A 14,257-nucleotide genomic window follows, 5' to 3' on the forward strand; every position below is an offset into this window, starting at 1 on the left:
CGTTTCTTTATTTTGCTGGGGAATTCATGGTGGGCGATAACGGATTTGAACCGCTGACATCTTCGATGTGAACGAAGCGCTCTACCGCTGAGCTAATCGCCCGATGGAGCGTGTCTTAGACGGCTTCTTCGGCGTCTGCAAGAGCCTCTTTCGGCTCTTTTGCCTTGGGCGTGCCGGTGCCGCGCACCTTGAGCGTCATCATCGACCGGCCCTCGCGGTCCACCGATTTTGCCACCCGCACCTTGCCCACCCCGGGCAGATTCAGCTCTTCGCCTTTGGCAAGCGCATCGCCCAAAGCGGTCAGCGTGGCCTCGACGATCTCTTTCACGCCCTTTTTCTTGCCGCCGGTCACCTCGACCACCCGCCCGACCAGCTCACGCAGTTTCAGCGCAACCGCACGCTCTGACCCCGCCTCAACGGCGACCGCCTCCGGCAGTTCGGCTGCGGGTTCTGCCACGACCTTGGGTTTGGGGGCGGGAATGCCCTTTGGACCAGGTTTAGGTGTGGGCTTGCTGGACATGGACAACTCCCTTGTGTCGATGATGGGCGGCGTATCGCGCAGATTAGTCACGATTTCGCGACAATGTCACTGACAATTGCGTCAAACAAGGCCCACCGCACGCGATCACTACGCGCCTCTGCATCCAAAAAAAGCGCCCCCGAAACGGGGGCGCTTTCAATAGCTTGCATCCTGGGTCTGCGCTTAATGCGCGGTTTGCCAGGGCGGGGTCGCATCCCCGGCGCGGCGGGCCGCAGCGGCGGCTTCTTCAGCCGCTTCGTCCCATTCAATCGGCTCCGGCTGGCGCACCAGAGCTGCGGCCAGCACCTCGCGGACATGGGTGACAGGGATGATCTTCAACCCCTGTTTCACATTGTCCGGGATCTCGGCCAGATCCTTTTCGTTCTCCTGCGGGATCAAAACCGTCTTGATTCCGCCCCGCAGCGCCGCCAGCAGTTTCTCTTTCAAACCGCCAATCGGCATCGCATTGCCGCGCAAGCTGACTTCGCCGGTCATGGCGATGTCGCGGCGCACCGGGATCCCGGTCAGAACCGAGACGATCGAGGTCACCATTGCCAGACCCGCCGACGGGCCATCTTTTGGCGTTGCCCCGTCCGGGACGTGAACGTGAATGTCCATCGTCTCGAACTTCGGTGGTTTCACCCCGATCTGCGGGCTGATCGAGCGGACGTAAGAGGCCGCCGCGTCGATGGATTCCTTCATCACATCGCCCAGTTTGCCTGTCGTCTTCATCCGGCCCTTGCCCGGCAGTTTCAGCGCTTCGATGTGCAGCAGATCGCCGCCCACCGAGGTCCAGGCCAGACCGGTCACCACGCCAACCTGATCCTCCAGCTCCGCCAGACCATAGCGGTGCCGCTGCACGCCCAGATAGTCCTCGACCTTGGCCTCATCGACCGACACGGCCTTGGTCTTGCCCTTCAGGATCTCGGTCACGGCTTTCCGCGCGAGTTTTGCAATCTCCCGCTCCAGGCTCCGCACCCCGGCTTCGCGGGTGTAGTAGCGGATCACATGGGTCAGGGCCGCGTCATCAATCGCGAATTCACCCTTTTTCAACCCATTGGCGGCAATCTGCTTTGGCAACAGATGCTGCCGCGCAATCTCGCGTTTTTCGTCTTCGGTGTAGCCCGCCAGCGGGATGATCTCCATCCGGTCCATCAGCGGGCCCGGCATGTTGTAGCTGTTGGCCGTGGTGATGAACATCACGTTCGACAGATCGTATTCCACCTCCAGATAGTGGTCAACGAATGTGCCGTTCTGTTCCGGGTCCAACACCTCCAGCAGGGCGCTTGCCGGGTCGCCCCGGAAGTCCTGGCCCATCTTGTCGATTTCATCCAGCAGGATCAACGGGTTGTTGGTCTTTGCCTTTTTCAGGCTCTGGATGATCTTGCCCGGCATCGAGCCGATATAGGTCCGGCGGTGACCGCGGATTTCCGACTCGTCGCGCACACCGCCCAAGGAGATGCGGATGAACTCGCGCCCCGTCGCCTTGGCCACCGACCGGCCAAGTGAGGTTTTGCCCACACCCGGAGGGCCGACGAGGCACAGGATCGGCCCCTTCAGCTTGGTCGAGCGCGCCTGCACCGCCAGATATTCGACAATGCGTTCCTTGACCTTGTCCAGCCCATGGTGATCGGCATCCAGCACCTTTTGGGCCGCACCCAGGTCTTTCTTGACCCGCGATTTCACACCCCATGGCACGCCCAGCAGCCAATCCAGATAGTTGCGCACCACCGTCGCCTCGGCGCTCATCGGGCTCATGGACTTGAGCTTCTTGACCTCAGCATCGGCCTTTTCACGGGCCTCTTTCGACAGTTTGGTGGCCGCGATCCGCGCCTCCAGCTCGGCGATCTCGTTCTGGCCCTCTTCGCCATCGCCCAGCTCGCGCTGAATCGCCTTCATCTGTTCGTTCAGGTAATATTCGCGCTGGGTCTTTTCCATCTGGGTCTTGACGCGCGATTTGATCTTCTTCTCGACCTGCAGCACGCTCATCTCGCCCTGCATGTGGCCATAGACCTTTTCCAGACGCTCGGACACGTCCAGCGTTTCCAGCAGCGCCTGTTTCTGGGCCACTTCCACGCCCAGATGCCCCGACACAAGGTCAGCCAGACGCGCAGGCTCGCGCGTTTCCGACACGGCCGACAGCGCCTCTTCGGGGATGTTCTTCTTGATCTTGGCGTAGCGTTCAAACTCGTCGGCGACGGCGCGCAGCATCGCCTCGACCACCGACGCATCGCCGGCGGATTCGGTCAACGGCGCCGCCCCGGCTTCGAAAAAGCTGGGGTTCTCGACGAATTCGGTGATCTTCACCCGGGTCTTGCCCTCGACCAGCACCTTGACGGTGCCGTCGGGAAGTTTCAGCAATTGCAGCACATTGGCCAGCACCCCGACACGGTAGATCCCGTCGGTGCCCGGATCATCCACGGTCGGGTCGATCTGGCTGGACAGCAGGATCTGCTTGTCATCCTGCATCACTTCTTCCAGCGCCCGCACCGATTTTTCACGGCCGACGAACAACGGCACAATCATATGCGGAAAGACCACGATGTCGCGCAAAGGCAGAACCGGGTAGCTGGTCGAAAATTGCTCGCTCATGTCGCGTATCCTTATCACGGCAGGAAGGTCACGGCCCCGAGCATCGGCAGCATCCCGACCTTCCCCTCTTTGGCCCCTCTATCTGGGGAGTCGATCAAGGGGTGTCAACCAGCGCAACCTTTCGGCCGGGACTGGCCATCCGATTGCCGCCATTCTGCGCTTTGCCGCGGGTGGCGGCAAGTCACAATCCCGGTCAGATTTATCCGGTATCCGGCGCGATCTGTTCAGACCCGGTTAAAGCCCGGCTTCAGGGTCAGCTCCCCGACCTCCCCGGCCTCGGCGCCGTCGAAAATGCCATGAATCGCGGCATCAATCCGGGTCACGCAGGACGGGCAGACCGTGTATTTCACCAGCTGCGGGTGCCGGTTTCCGGGCCGGGTCGGGTCTTGCCAGCTTTTGCCCGGCCGATGCACCATGCCACAGACCGAGCATTTCAGCTCACGCGCCGCCGGATCGAAATGCCACGGCTCCATCGGTGGCTCCAGCTGAACCGCGTCGCGCAATTCATGCACCATGATCGCGCGCTGGTCTTTCATCGGCTTGATCGTCAGACGGATGCGGCGCAGCTCTTGCGGGGCGTCGCAGCGATAATCCATCCGCAGGGTGCCCTTGGTGTCGATCACCGCCTGCACCATCTGCTCGACGGTATCAGCCGTCGCCGTATCGGAAATGTAATCGGTCAGCCGGGTGGCCAGCACGTCATTGGCCAGAATGGCCCCGCCGCCGTTGCGCGCGGCAAAATCATCCCAATCTCCCCCGACCCACAAAATGCGGAGCGACGAGTCGACCACACAGAAGCAATGCAGGAATTTCAACTTCTTATCCGTCGTTGCAGGGCGCTGCACGATAACATTAGCAGCGCTTTGCAAAAAATGCGCGCAGAAGTTTACACTTGGGTCATTTTTCTGTGTACTGCGGGGTACAATTGCGAAAACGGGCGAAAGCGTGGCCCGGCACGACCGGATCTGGCGGTCCATCGGCGCTCTAAATCTGTCAACTCTGACAGATTGACAATGCAGGCCGTACCCGTTCTGTGCGCATGACCCAACCCACCCGGCCCATAAAAGGCGGAGCGTGACGGGCCACATCGGCCTCTTGCAACAAAGCTCAGACCGGTTCGATATCGCCTTCGGCCCGCTGCGCATGGAACGCCGAGACAAACTCTGCCAGACGCCCCGCGCCGATCGCATCGCGCAGGCCCTGCATCAGCTCCTGATAATAGTGCAGGTTGTGCCAGGTCAGCAGCATGCCCGAAATCATCTCCTGCGCCTTGAAGACATGGTGCAGATAGGCCCGCGAATAATTGCGGCAGGCCGGGCAGGAGCACTGCTCATCCAGCGGGCGCGGGTCATCCATGTGGCGCGCGTTCTTGATGTTGACCTGCCCCCGCCGGGTCCAGGCCTGCCCGGTGCGGCCAGAGCGCGACGGCAAAACGCAATCCATCATGTCCATGCCGCGCTCCACCGCGCCGACGATGTCATCGGGCTTGCCCACCCCCATCAGATAGCGCGGCTTGTCCTCGGGCAGGAAGCCCGGCGCATAGTCCAGCACGCCGAACATCGCCTCCTGCCCCTCTCCCACCGCCAGACCGCCGACGGCATAGCCGTCAAAGCCGATCCCGGTCAGGGCTTTGGCCGATTCCTCGCGCAGATCGCGGGTCACCCCGCCCTGCATGATCCCGAACAGCGCATGGCCCGGCCGGTCGCCAAACGCATCGCGCGACCGCTGCGCCCAGCGCATCGACAGCGCCATCGACTTTGCCACCTCGGCATCGGTGGCGGGCAAGGCCGGGCATTCGTCGAAGCACATCACGATATCAGAGCCGAGCAGCTTCTGGATCTCCATGCTGCGCTCCGGGCTCAACATGTGTTTGGAGCCGTCGATATGGCTGGAAAACCGCACCCCCTCTTCAGTCAGCTTGCGCAACGACGCCAGCGACATCACCTGAAACCCGCCCGAGTCGGTCAGGATGGGCCGATCCCAGTTCATGAACCTGTGCAAGCCCCCCAGACGCGCGATCCGCTCTGCCGTCGGACGCAGCATCAGGTGATAGGTGTTGCCCAGAAGAATATCGGCGCCGGTCGCACGCACCGACTCGGGCAGCATCGCCTTGACCGTCGCCGCTGTGCCCACCGGCATGAACGCCGGGGTACGGATCTCGCCGCGCGGCGTGCTGATCACCCCTTTGCGCGCCGTGCCATCCGTTGCCGCCACGCTGAATCCGAACCTTTGCGCCATCACCCCAGCCCTTTGTCAATCATCAGGGGCCGGAATACCCGATCCGGCCGGGAATCCAAGGGGCGGATGGCTTGGGGAAATATCGGGCGGATTTTAGAAAACGCCGCGGCTGTTAAGAAGACGGCAATCGGAGACAGGCTAACTGTCCTCCAACCGCCCATGACCGGGCTCTGTCGGAGGAGTGTTTTTATGCGCCGTGTCGCCTTCATTCTGCTGTGCACCTGTGCCCTGCCCGCCTTTGCCACCGATACCGGCGGCGCCGACTCCAAGGCCAGGGCCTATGCGGCACAGGCCCTGACAGGCTGGGCCGCCGATCCGGCGATCATTGCCGCTGTCCGTGAACAGAACACCCGCCACACCACGCTGACACAGGCCGATATCGACCGGCTGGATCAGGCCTGGAAGGCAGAGCTGGGCAAATCCGTGCAGCCCACCATCAACAGCGTGCTGTCCTCCGCGCCATCCGATTTTTTGCGCGCCCAGGTAGAAGCCTCTGCCGGGCAGATGACCGAGGTCTTTGTCATGGATGCTCTCGGCCTGAATGTCACCGCCTCTGCGGCAACCTCCGACTATTGGCAGGGGGATGAAGCGAAATTCAGCGAAACCTATCCCAAGGGGGCCGGCGCGATCCACATCAGCGATATCGAGTTCGACGAAAGCGCGCAGATCTATCAGATTCAGGTGTCGTTTTCGCTGGCTGACCCCGCTGATGGTACCGTCATTGGTGCTGTCACCGTCGGGCTGAATGCCGAACAGCTCTGACCATTGCCCCGCTGACATCGCTTTTCCCAGTTGTCGCATCCAAGGACTGTCCCGATGACCCTGCCAGCCCGCTCCCTGTTCCACCTGCGCTCCATCTTTCTCAAGGCGACGGCCATCACCGCGCTGACCGTGGCAGTTGTGGCCGCAGCCTCCGTTTATCATGGCAACAGCGATACCGAAGCCCTGTTGCGGACCGCGCTGAAAGACACCGCCGGCACAGTCACCAACATGACAGGCCACAACGCGGGCGGCGCCTTGCGCTTCAACAAGCCAGAGGCCGCGCAGGTTATCGAACAGGACCTGTTCGACCTGGTCGGCACCGACCTGTCAGAGGTGCTGACTTTGCGACTGGATGGCAGCGTGTTCTCTCAGGCCAGCCGCCCCGGTACAATTCAGACAGGCGACACTCTGACTCTGGGCAAGGCCCTCGTGTCTCAGACCGCGGTCTGGCTTGCCCAGGGCCGGCAGCCCAGCCACGAAGAAGAGTTGCTTTTTGACTCCACCGGCCTGATCGCCGCGCATCCGGTCTATTTCGGGGCTGACAGTCAGCTGGTCGGTGTCATTGTCACCCGCTGGTCCGATGCCCGGCTGCAGGCGGAAATCAGCTCCAGAATGCGCAACAATCTTGTCTTCGGGTCCGCAATCTTTGCGATCATGCTGATCGTCGCGGCCCTGCTGTTCCGCCTGTTCATCGCGCGCCCGCTGCGCCGGCTGAGCACGGCAGTCGGCAAAGTGGCGGCAGGCGAATACTCGGTCGAGGTGCCGGGGCGCACGTCCTTTGACGAAATCGGCGATATCGCCCGTGCCCTCGAAGGATTCCGGTCAGATCTGGCGGCATCGCTCGACATCACCCGGATCGGCATGTTCAAAGGGTCGGCCTTCGAAGGTGCCTCTGCCGCATTGATGATCACCGATCCAGACTTCCGCATCCTGTTCGCCAATGGCGCGGCCCAATCCCTGATGAGCAGCCATCTCTCTGCTGGCTCTGGTGCTGCGCTGATCGGACGGTCTGCCACTGGCCTTGATCCGGCTCTTGGGGCGCTGTCCGGAATGGTGGGCGCGGGCCAGCAGAAACGCATCGGCTTTTCCCGGGGCCGCGAAATGTTCGAGGTGTCTTTGGCCGCGATCACCGACACTGCGGGCGTGCTGACAGGCTATGTGCTGGAATGGCGGATGACCACCCATGACCGCCGCAACGCCGCTGTGCTTTCGGCCATTGACGCCGGCCAGTTGCGGGCAGAAATATCCAGAAACGGCCAGATCGAAGCTGCGAACGACCGGTTCGCTGCGCTGTTCACGCAATCCGCTGCCACCATTGCAGGGCGGGACTGCCGCTCTGTGCTCAGCTTTGACACCCAGACTTCGGGCGATCTGTGGTCTGCAATCCGGTCGGGGGACACGGTCGAGGGGGTGCTCCGTCTTGCACTTCCCACGGGCGGCCAGGCCCTGCTTGATGCGCGTCTTACGCCGGTCAAGGATGACAAAGGGATGGCGCAGTCTTATCTTCTGCTCGCATCAGATGTCACCCGCCAGCAAATGGAGCAGCGTGACGCCGACGAAAAGCGCCGTGAAATGGAAACGGCGCAGACCAAGGTGGTCGATGCCCTCCGCGCCGCTCTCTCCCAGCTGTCAAACGGCGATCTTACCGCCACCCTGAAAGATCAGTTTGAGACAAGGTACGAGGGGTTGCGCTCTGACTTCAATGAAGCCACCGACCGTCTGCGCGCTGCGATGTCGGATGTGGTCAGCAGTTCCGCAGCCATTCGCGGCGAAGTCGGCGATATCAGCAACGCAGCCGACAATCTCAGCCGCCGCACCGAACAGCAGGCCGCCACCCTGGAGGAAACTTCGGCCGCACTCGATCAGATGACAAACTCGGTCAAGTCCACAGCCGAGGTGGCCAATCACGCCAATACCAAGGTTGAGGTGGCCAAACAGAATGCCGAAACCTCGGGCCGCGTCGTGCGCGAAGCGGTATCGGCCATGGGCGAGATCGAGCAGAGCTCGTCCAAAATCTCGCGCATCACCTCGGTGATCGACGAAATTGCCTTTCAGACCAACCTTCTGGCGCTCAACGCCGGGGTCGAGGCAGCCCGCGCCGGTGAGGCGGGTCGTGGCTTTGCCGTCGTCGCCTCCGAGGTACGCGATCTGGCACAGCGCTCGTCCGAAGCTGCGCGCGAAATCGCCGGGCTGATCACCGCCTCCTCCGATCAGGTCAAGCGCGGTGTCAGCCTCGTGGCCGAGGCGGGCCGCAGCCTGACCGGCATCCAATCGGCGGTGGGGGAAATCCATGGACTGGTATCGGAAATCGCAGGATCTGCCCGCGAACAATCCAACGGCATCGCCGAGTTGAACACCGCCGTCAAACATCTGGATCAGGTGACCCAACAGAATGCCGCGATGTTCGAGGAAACTTCTGCCGCCTCGCAATCCCTGAACCGCGCCGCGACTGCTCTGGCCGAAACGACAGAGCGATTCACCCTGCATCCTGCAAACGACCGGGCCAATGACCGGACATCCGATCCGTTGACCAGCCGCACCGCCAGATCCTGGGGGGCACCAAAACCCGCCGCCAAACCTGCTCCCGGCACATTTCAGTCGTCCCGCAATGCTCCTGCCCGTTCCGCCACTCGTGACAATCTGGCGCTGCAATCCCCGGCAGCAGAAGGTTGGGAAGCGTTCTGAGCAAAAAAAAGCCCGGACCTGAGCAACAGGTCCGGCCTCCCTTTCAGCAAGCCAGCACGCGCAACGTGACACTGGCCCAAGCAGGCTCAGTCCTTGGCGCGACCGACATAAGAGTAATCTTCGGTATTGATCTCCACCCGCGTCCCCGCGCCGATATGCGGCGGCACCATCACCCGCAACCCATTGGAACAGATGGCAGGCTTGTAGGACGAAGACGCGGTCTGCCCTTTGACCACCGGCTCGGTCTCGGTGATCTCGACAATCACCCGCTGCGGCAGCTCGATCGCAATCGCCACCCCTTCAAAGGTGCGCAGATAGACCTTGATCCCGTCGGTCAGAAACACCTTGTCATCGCCGATGACATCCGGCGTCACCGTGATCTGCTCAAACGTGGCGGGTTCCATGAAGTGGTAGCCTTCGCCATCTTCGTACAGGAAGTCATATTCCCGCTCATCGACCGTGGCTTTTTCCACCATCTCGGTTGTGCGCCAGCGCTCTGACACCTTCACCCCGTCCGAAATCCGGCGCATATCGACACTGGTGGTGGGCGTGCCCTTGCCGGGGTGGAAGTTTTCAGCTTTCAGAACGGCATAGAGCTTGCCATCCATTTCAACAACATTGCCCTTGCGCAGCGAGGATGCGATGACTTTCACGGTCAGGTTTTCCTTGTGGTTTGAGAGGCCGAAGGAAAGCCCCGGCACCGAATTGATGCGCGCCTAACGCATCTGAACGGAAATTTCCAGCGCAAGCTTGCGCAAAAATGACGGAGGATCCGGGATCATGCCGGAATCGAGTTCATGGTGGTCCGCCACACGTCATGCCGACCGCCGCCCGCTGCTGTTGGCCCGCAACCGGATTCAAACCGCCCTGCGCACCCATCTGGCCAAAGATGGCTTTACCGAGGTCGATCCGGCCTGCCTGCAGATCAGCCCCGGGAATGAGACGCATCTGCATGCCTTTGCGACCGAGGCGATCGGCAATGATGGCGCGCCGCGCGCGATGTATCTGCACACCAGCCCGGAATTCGCGATGAAAAAGCTGCTCGCGGCGGGCGAGACGCGGATCCACGCCTTTGCCCATGTCTGGCGCAACCGCGAACGCGGGGCGTTGCACAGCCCGGAATTTACTATGCTGGAATGGTACCGCGTGGGGCAGGAGTACAGCACGCTGATGCAGGATTGCGCGGCCTTTTTGCGGCTTGCCGCTCAGGCCGCCGGCGCGGCGCAGCTGCGCTTTCGCGACGCGACCTGCGATCCAGACGCCACGCCAGAGCGCCTGTCGGTGGCCGAAGCCATGCAGCGCCACGCGGGCGTCGACCTGCTGGCCACCCTGTCGCCCGATGGCCGGGCCGACCGTGATGCGCTCGCCGCTCAGGCCACCGCCGTCAGCCTGCGCGTGGCGACAGATGACACCTGGTCCGATATCTTCAGCCGCCTGCTGTCGGACCGGGTGGAGCCGCATCTGGGCCATGGCCGCCCGACGATCCTCGACCGCTATCCGGTGGTCGAGGCGGCCCTCGCCCGGCCCTGCGCTGATGACCCGCGTGAGGCGGAGCGGTTCGAGCTTTATGCCTGCGGGGTGGAACTCGCCAACGGCTTTGGCGAGCTGACCGACCCGGCCGAGCAGCGCCGCCGCTTTGCCGCCGAGATGGATGAAAAGGCCCGGATTTACGGCATCCGCTACCCTCTGGATGAGGATTTCCTCGCCGCCCTCGCCGATATGCCCGCCGCCAGCGGCTGCGCCCTGGGCTTTGACCGGCTGGTCATGCTGGCCACCGGCGCCCCGCGCATTGACGATGTGCTGTGGGTGCCGGTGGGCTGACCGCCGCCGCAAACACCGTCCTGTCCGATCAGGCGCCTCCCCTCCCTCTCGTGGGGAGGGGCTGGGGGTGGGGGGCGTGCCGGTCGGTCTAAATTACCCCGATCCCGCGCAAAATCACTGCCTTGACCGTCTCGGTCGCCTCGTGCCATTGCGCATCCGATAGCGGGCGACCACCGTTCAAGGTCTCGATCTGATGGCCGAAATCGGCGTAATGCTGGGTCATCGCCCAGAGCATATAAAGCAGATGCCGCGGATCGACCGGGGCCATCTTGCCCGCATCCACCCAACGCTGGATCACCGCCATCCGCCCCGCGGTCCAGTCGCGCAGCGTGGTTTCCAGATAATCCTGAATCACCGGCGCGCCATGCATCACCTCCGACGCCCAGACCTTGGAGCCGAACGGGTGGCGGCGCGAAATCGCCATCTTGGCCTCGATATAGCCGCCGATCCCCTCGACCGGGCCGGGGGCCTCATCAAAAGTATCGGCAGCATGCAGCCAGATCTCGAAAATGTTGCGCACCACCTGACGATACAGCGCCTCTTTGGTCGGAAAATAATAATGCAGGTTGGCCTTGGGCAGCCCCGCCATATCGGCAATCAGCTGCATCGTCGCGCCGCCATAGCCGGCCTCGGCAAACACCTTTTCCGCTGCATCCAGGATCACACGCTCATTTTCGCGCCGGATTTCGGTGCGTTTGCCCTTGGATATGCGTGAAACTTGTGCGGTCTGGTTCATCGGCCTTGCGGAAATTATGTTGACCGGATGGTCAGGTTGTGGTGCGCTTCCCCTTGACCATACGGTCAGGAAACGAGTCGCGGCAAGGGTGCAAAGACACCTGCGCAAACAGGGAGAGCCAGCTGATGCCAGCACCCGGAGAGAATCTCCGCATAAATTCCGAACGGCTGTGGGACAGCCTGATGGACATGGCCAAAATCGGCCCCGGCATCGCCGGGGGCAACAACCGCCAGACCCTGACCGATGCCGATTCCGAAGGGCGGCACCGGTTCGCCGGGTGGTGCAAGGCCGCAGGCCTGACCCTGGGCGTGGATACCATGGGCAACATGTTCGCCACCCGCCCCGGCACCGACGACAGCGCGCTGCCGGTCTATATGGGCAGCCATCTGGATACCCAGCCCACGGGCGGCAAATATGACGGCGTGCTCGGCGTTCTGGGCGCGCTGGAGGTGGTGCGCACGATGAACGACCTTGGCGTCAAAACCCGCCATCCGATCGTGGTGACGAACTGGACCAATGAGGAAGGCGCCCGTTTTGCGCCCGCGATGCTGGCGTCGGGCGTGTTTGCGGGCATTCACAGCCAGGACTACGCCTATGACCGCAAAGACCCGGACGGCTTGCGCTTTGGCGACGAGCTCGCGCGCATCGGCTGGGTCGGGGATGAGGTGGTCGGCGCGCGCAAGATGCATGCGATGTTGGAGCTGCACATCGAACAGGGCCCAATTCTGGAGGCGGAGGGCAAGGAGATTGGTGTCGTCACCCACGGCCAGGGTCTGTGGTGGCTGGAAATCACGCTGACCGGCAAGGATGCGCACACCGGATCGACCCCGATGGCCATGCGGGTCAACGCGGGCCTTGGCATGGCGCGGATCAGCGAGCGGGTGCATCAGATCGCCATGAGCCACCAGCCAAACGCCGTAGGCGCGGTGGGTCAGGTCAAGGTCTTCCCCAACTCGCGCAACGTGATCCCCGGCCGCGTGGTGTTCACGGTGGACATCCGCTCGCCCGAACAGGCCAAGCTCGACGCGATGAAGGCCGAGGTGATCCGCGCCGCCCATGCGGTGGCCGCAGAGCTGGGGCTTGGCTGCGAGATCGAGGATGTCGGCCACTTCGACCCGGTGACATTTGATGCAGGCTTGGTGAAGACCGTCCGGCAAGCCGCTGAAACGCTGGGCTATTCGCATATGGACATCGTCTCGGGGGCAGGCCACGACGCCTGCTGGATCAACCGGGTCGCCCCCACGGTGATGATCATGTGCCCCTGTGTCGACGGCCTGTCGCACAACGAAGGCGAAGAGATCAGCCCCGAATGGGCGGCGGCAGGCACGGATGTGCTGCTGCATGCGGTGCTTGAAGTGGCTGAAGTGGTTTCCTGAGGCTGACCGCCGGGGCTCTGCCCCGGACCCCGGGATATTTTTTCCAAGATAAAGGCAAGGAGCGGTGCAATGGGCTCAGTGGTGATCAAGGGCGGAACGGTTGTGACGGCAGATCTGTCCTATGTGGCGGATGTGCTGGTCGAGGGCGGAGTGATTACCGGGATCGGCGCGGGGCTGTCGGGCGATACTGTGCTGGATGCCACCGGCTGCTACGTCATGCCCGGCGGGATTGATCCGCATACGCACCTCGAGATGCCCTTCATGGGCACCTATTCGGCGGATGATTTCGAGTCCGGCACCCGCGCCGCACTGGCGGGCGGCACCACGATGGTGGTGGATTTCGTGCTGCCGGCGCAAGGTCAGGGGCTGATGGATGCGGCCAAGGTGTGGAGCAACAAATCCACCCGCGCGCACTGCGACTATTCCTATCACATGGCGGTGACCTGGTGGGGGGAAAAGGTCTGGGAGGGGATGGAAGACAGCGTCAAGGCCGGGATCACCAGCTTCAAGCACTTCCTCGCCTACAAGGGCGCGCTGATGGTCAATGATGACGAGCTGTTCGCCAGCTTTCGCCGGGTCGGCGAATTAGGCGGGCTGGCCATGGTCCATGCCGAAAACGGCGATGTGGTGGCGGAACTGACCGCGAAACTGCTGGCCGAGGGCAACACCGGGCCGGAGGCGCATGCCTATTCCCGCCCGCCGCAGGTGGAGGGGGAGGCGACCAACCGGGCCATCATGATCGCCGATATGGCCGGCGTGCCGCTGTACGTGGTGCATGTGTCGTGTGAGGACAGCCACGAGGCCATTCGGCGCGCGCGCCAGCAGGGCAAGCGGGTGTTTGGCGAGCCTTTGATCCAGCATCTGACGCTGGATGAGAGCGAATACTTCCATCCCGACTGGGACCATGCCGCGCGCCGGGTGATGTCGCCGCCGTTCCGCAACAAGGCGCATCAGGACTCTCTCTGGGCCGGGCTGATGTCTGGCTCTTTGTCGGTGGTGGCGACGGATCATTGCGCCTTTACCACCGAGCAGAAGCGTTTCGGTCAGGGGGATTTCTCGAAAATCCCCAACGGGACCGGGGGGTTGGAGGATCGTCTCCCGATGCTCTGGACCCATGGCGTGGGCACCGGGCGGCTGACGCCGAATGAATTCGTGGCGCTGACCAGCACCAATATCGCCAAGATCCTGAACTGCTATCCGAAAAAGGGCGCGGTTCTGGTGGGGGCGGATGCCGATCTGATCGTCTGGGACCCGGAAAAGGAAAAGACCATCACCGCCAGCGCGCAACAATCCGCGATTGATTACAATGTGTTCGAGGGTCAGACCGTCAAGGGCCTGCCCCGGTTCACCCTGACCCGTGGCCATGTCGCGGCAACCGAAGGCGCCATGACCAGCCATGAGGGCCATGGCCAGTTCGTCGCGCGCGAGGCCCGACCCCCGGTCAACCGCGCGCTGAGCCAGTGGAAAGACCTGACCGCGCCCCGCCCGGTGCTGCGGTCCGGCATTCCAGCGACGGGTGTCTAGGCA

11 protein-coding genes and 1 tRNA gene are annotated in these 14,257 nt (G+C 62.7%); 5 read left to right on the forward strand and 7 right to left on the reverse strand.

What is annotated here, in order from left to right; genetic code table 11:
- Nucleotides 1-27 precede the first annotated feature (27 nt).
- The 5 genes from J2X53_RS11900 to tgt all read right to left on the reverse strand — a co-directional run bounded on the left by J2X53_RS11900 (nucleotide 28) and on the right by tgt (nucleotide 5,350).
- A tRNA-Val gene (locus J2X53_RS11900) sits at nucleotides 28-102 on the reverse strand.
- 13 nt (nucleotides 103-115) lie between these two features.
- Nucleotides 116-520, reverse strand: coding sequence for an HU family DNA-binding protein (locus J2X53_RS11905; RefSeq protein ID WP_349037704.1), 405 nt, complete (start codon nucleotides 518-520; stop codon nucleotides 116-118).
- A gap of 183 nt (nucleotides 521-703) precedes the next feature.
- Nucleotides 704-3,112, reverse strand: a complete 2,409-nt coding sequence (lon, locus tag J2X53_RS11910; RefSeq protein ID WP_349037705.1) for an endopeptidase La — start codon at nucleotides 3,110-3,112, stop codon at nucleotides 704-706.
- Nucleotides 3,113-3,336: 224 nt separating this feature from the next.
- Complete coding sequence (locus tag J2X53_RS11915; protein ID WP_349037706.1) at nucleotides 3,337-3,927, reverse strand: hypothetical protein; 591 nt, start codon at nucleotides 3,925-3,927, stop codon at nucleotides 3,337-3,339.
- 292 nt (nucleotides 3,928-4,219) lie between these two features.
- Nucleotides 4,220-5,350 (reverse strand): tRNA guanosine(34) transglycosylase Tgt, encoded by a 1,131-nt coding sequence (gene tgt / locus J2X53_RS11920; RefSeq protein WP_349037707.1) that lies wholly within the window; start codon nucleotides 5,348-5,350, stop codon nucleotides 4,220-4,222.
- Between the two features lie 189 nt (nucleotides 5,351-5,539).
- Between tgt and J2X53_RS11925 the strand changes: the two genes are divergently transcribed.
- Nucleotides 5,540-6,112 (forward strand): hypothetical protein, encoded by a 573-nt coding sequence (locus tag J2X53_RS11925; protein WP_349037708.1) that lies wholly within the window; start codon nucleotides 5,540-5,542, stop codon nucleotides 6,110-6,112.
- A gap of 54 nt (nucleotides 6,113-6,166) precedes the next feature.
- On the forward strand, nucleotides 6,167-8,797 hold the full coding sequence (locus tag J2X53_RS11930; protein WP_349037709.1) for a methyl-accepting chemotaxis protein: 2,631 nt from the start codon (nucleotides 6,167-6,169) through the stop codon (nucleotides 8,795-8,797).
- An 86-nt stretch (nucleotides 8,798-8,883) separates the two neighbouring features.
- Here the strand turns inward: J2X53_RS11930 and efp are convergent, their stop codons facing one another.
- Nucleotides 8,884-9,450 (reverse strand): elongation factor P, encoded by a 567-nt coding sequence (gene efp / locus J2X53_RS11935; protein ID WP_118152855.1) that lies wholly within the window; start codon nucleotides 9,448-9,450, stop codon nucleotides 8,884-8,886.
- Between the two features lie 127 nt (nucleotides 9,451-9,577).
- On the opposite strand from efp, the gene epmA reads away from it, so the two are divergent.
- On the forward strand, nucleotides 9,578-10,618 hold the full coding sequence (epmA, locus tag J2X53_RS11940; protein ID WP_349037710.1) for an EF-P lysine aminoacylase EpmA: 1,041 nt from the start codon (nucleotides 9,578-9,580) through the stop codon (nucleotides 10,616-10,618).
- An 88-nt stretch (nucleotides 10,619-10,706) separates the two neighbouring features.
- Here the strand turns inward: epmA and J2X53_RS11945 are convergent, their stop codons facing one another.
- A complete protein-coding gene (locus J2X53_RS11945) occupies nucleotides 10,707-11,354 on the reverse strand; it encodes a TetR/AcrR family transcriptional regulator (protein WP_349037711.1) in 648 nt (215 codons plus the stop codon).
- Between the two features lie 125 nt (nucleotides 11,355-11,479).
- Between J2X53_RS11945 and J2X53_RS11950 the strand changes: the two genes are divergently transcribed.
- Both J2X53_RS11950 and hydA read left to right on the forward strand, forming a co-directional pair.
- Nucleotides 11,480-12,730, forward strand: coding sequence for a Zn-dependent hydrolase (locus tag J2X53_RS11950; protein ID WP_349037712.1), 1,251 nt, complete (start codon nucleotides 11,480-11,482; stop codon nucleotides 12,728-12,730).
- A gap of 69 nt (nucleotides 12,731-12,799) precedes the next feature.
- On the forward strand, nucleotides 12,800-14,254 hold the full coding sequence (gene hydA, locus J2X53_RS11955) for a dihydropyrimidinase (protein WP_349037713.1): 1,455 nt from the start codon (nucleotides 12,800-12,802) through the stop codon (nucleotides 14,252-14,254).
- Nucleotides 14,255-14,257 lie beyond the last annotated feature (3 nt).

The sequence above is a fragment of the Pseudotabrizicola sp. 4114 genome, from assembly GCF_031457365.1.
In the GTDB taxonomy this organism is placed as follows: Bacteria; Pseudomonadota; Alphaproteobacteria; order Rhodobacterales; family Rhodobacteraceae; genus Pseudotabrizicola.

Bases quoted from the DNA above. Each gene is read 5' to 3' on its own strand.
- J2X53_RS11950 (WP_349037712.1), top strand. From the start codon at position 11,480: ATGCCAGCACCCGGAGAGAATCTCCGCATAAATTCCGAACGGCTGTGG.
- J2X53_RS11905 (WP_349037704.1), bottom strand. From the start codon at position 520: ATGTCCAGCAAGCCCACACCTAAACCTGGTCCAAAGGGCATTCCCGCC.
- hydA (WP_349037713.1), top strand. From the start codon at position 12,800: ATGGGCTCAGTGGTGATCAAGGGCGGAACGGTTGTGACGGCAGATCTG.
- epmA (WP_349037710.1), top strand. From the start codon at position 9,578: ATGCCGGAATCGAGTTCATGGTGGTCCGCCACACGTCATGCCGACCGC.
- J2X53_RS11930 (WP_349037709.1), top strand. From the start codon at position 6,167: ATGACCCTGCCAGCCCGCTCCCTGTTCCACCTGCGCTCCATCTTTCTC.
- J2X53_RS11925 (WP_349037708.1), top strand. From the start codon at position 5,540: ATGCGCCGTGTCGCCTTCATTCTGCTGTGCACCTGTGCCCTGCCCGCC.
- J2X53_RS11945 (WP_349037711.1), bottom strand. From the start codon at position 11,354: ATGAACCAGACCGCACAAGTTTCACGCATATCCAAGGGCAAACGCACC.
- lon (WP_349037705.1), bottom strand. From the start codon at position 3,112: ATGAGCGAGCAATTTTCGACCAGCTACCCGGTTCTGCCTTTGCGCGAC.
- tgt (WP_349037707.1), bottom strand. From the start codon at position 5,350: ATGGCGCAAAGGTTCGGATTCAGCGTGGCGGCAACGGATGGCACGGCG.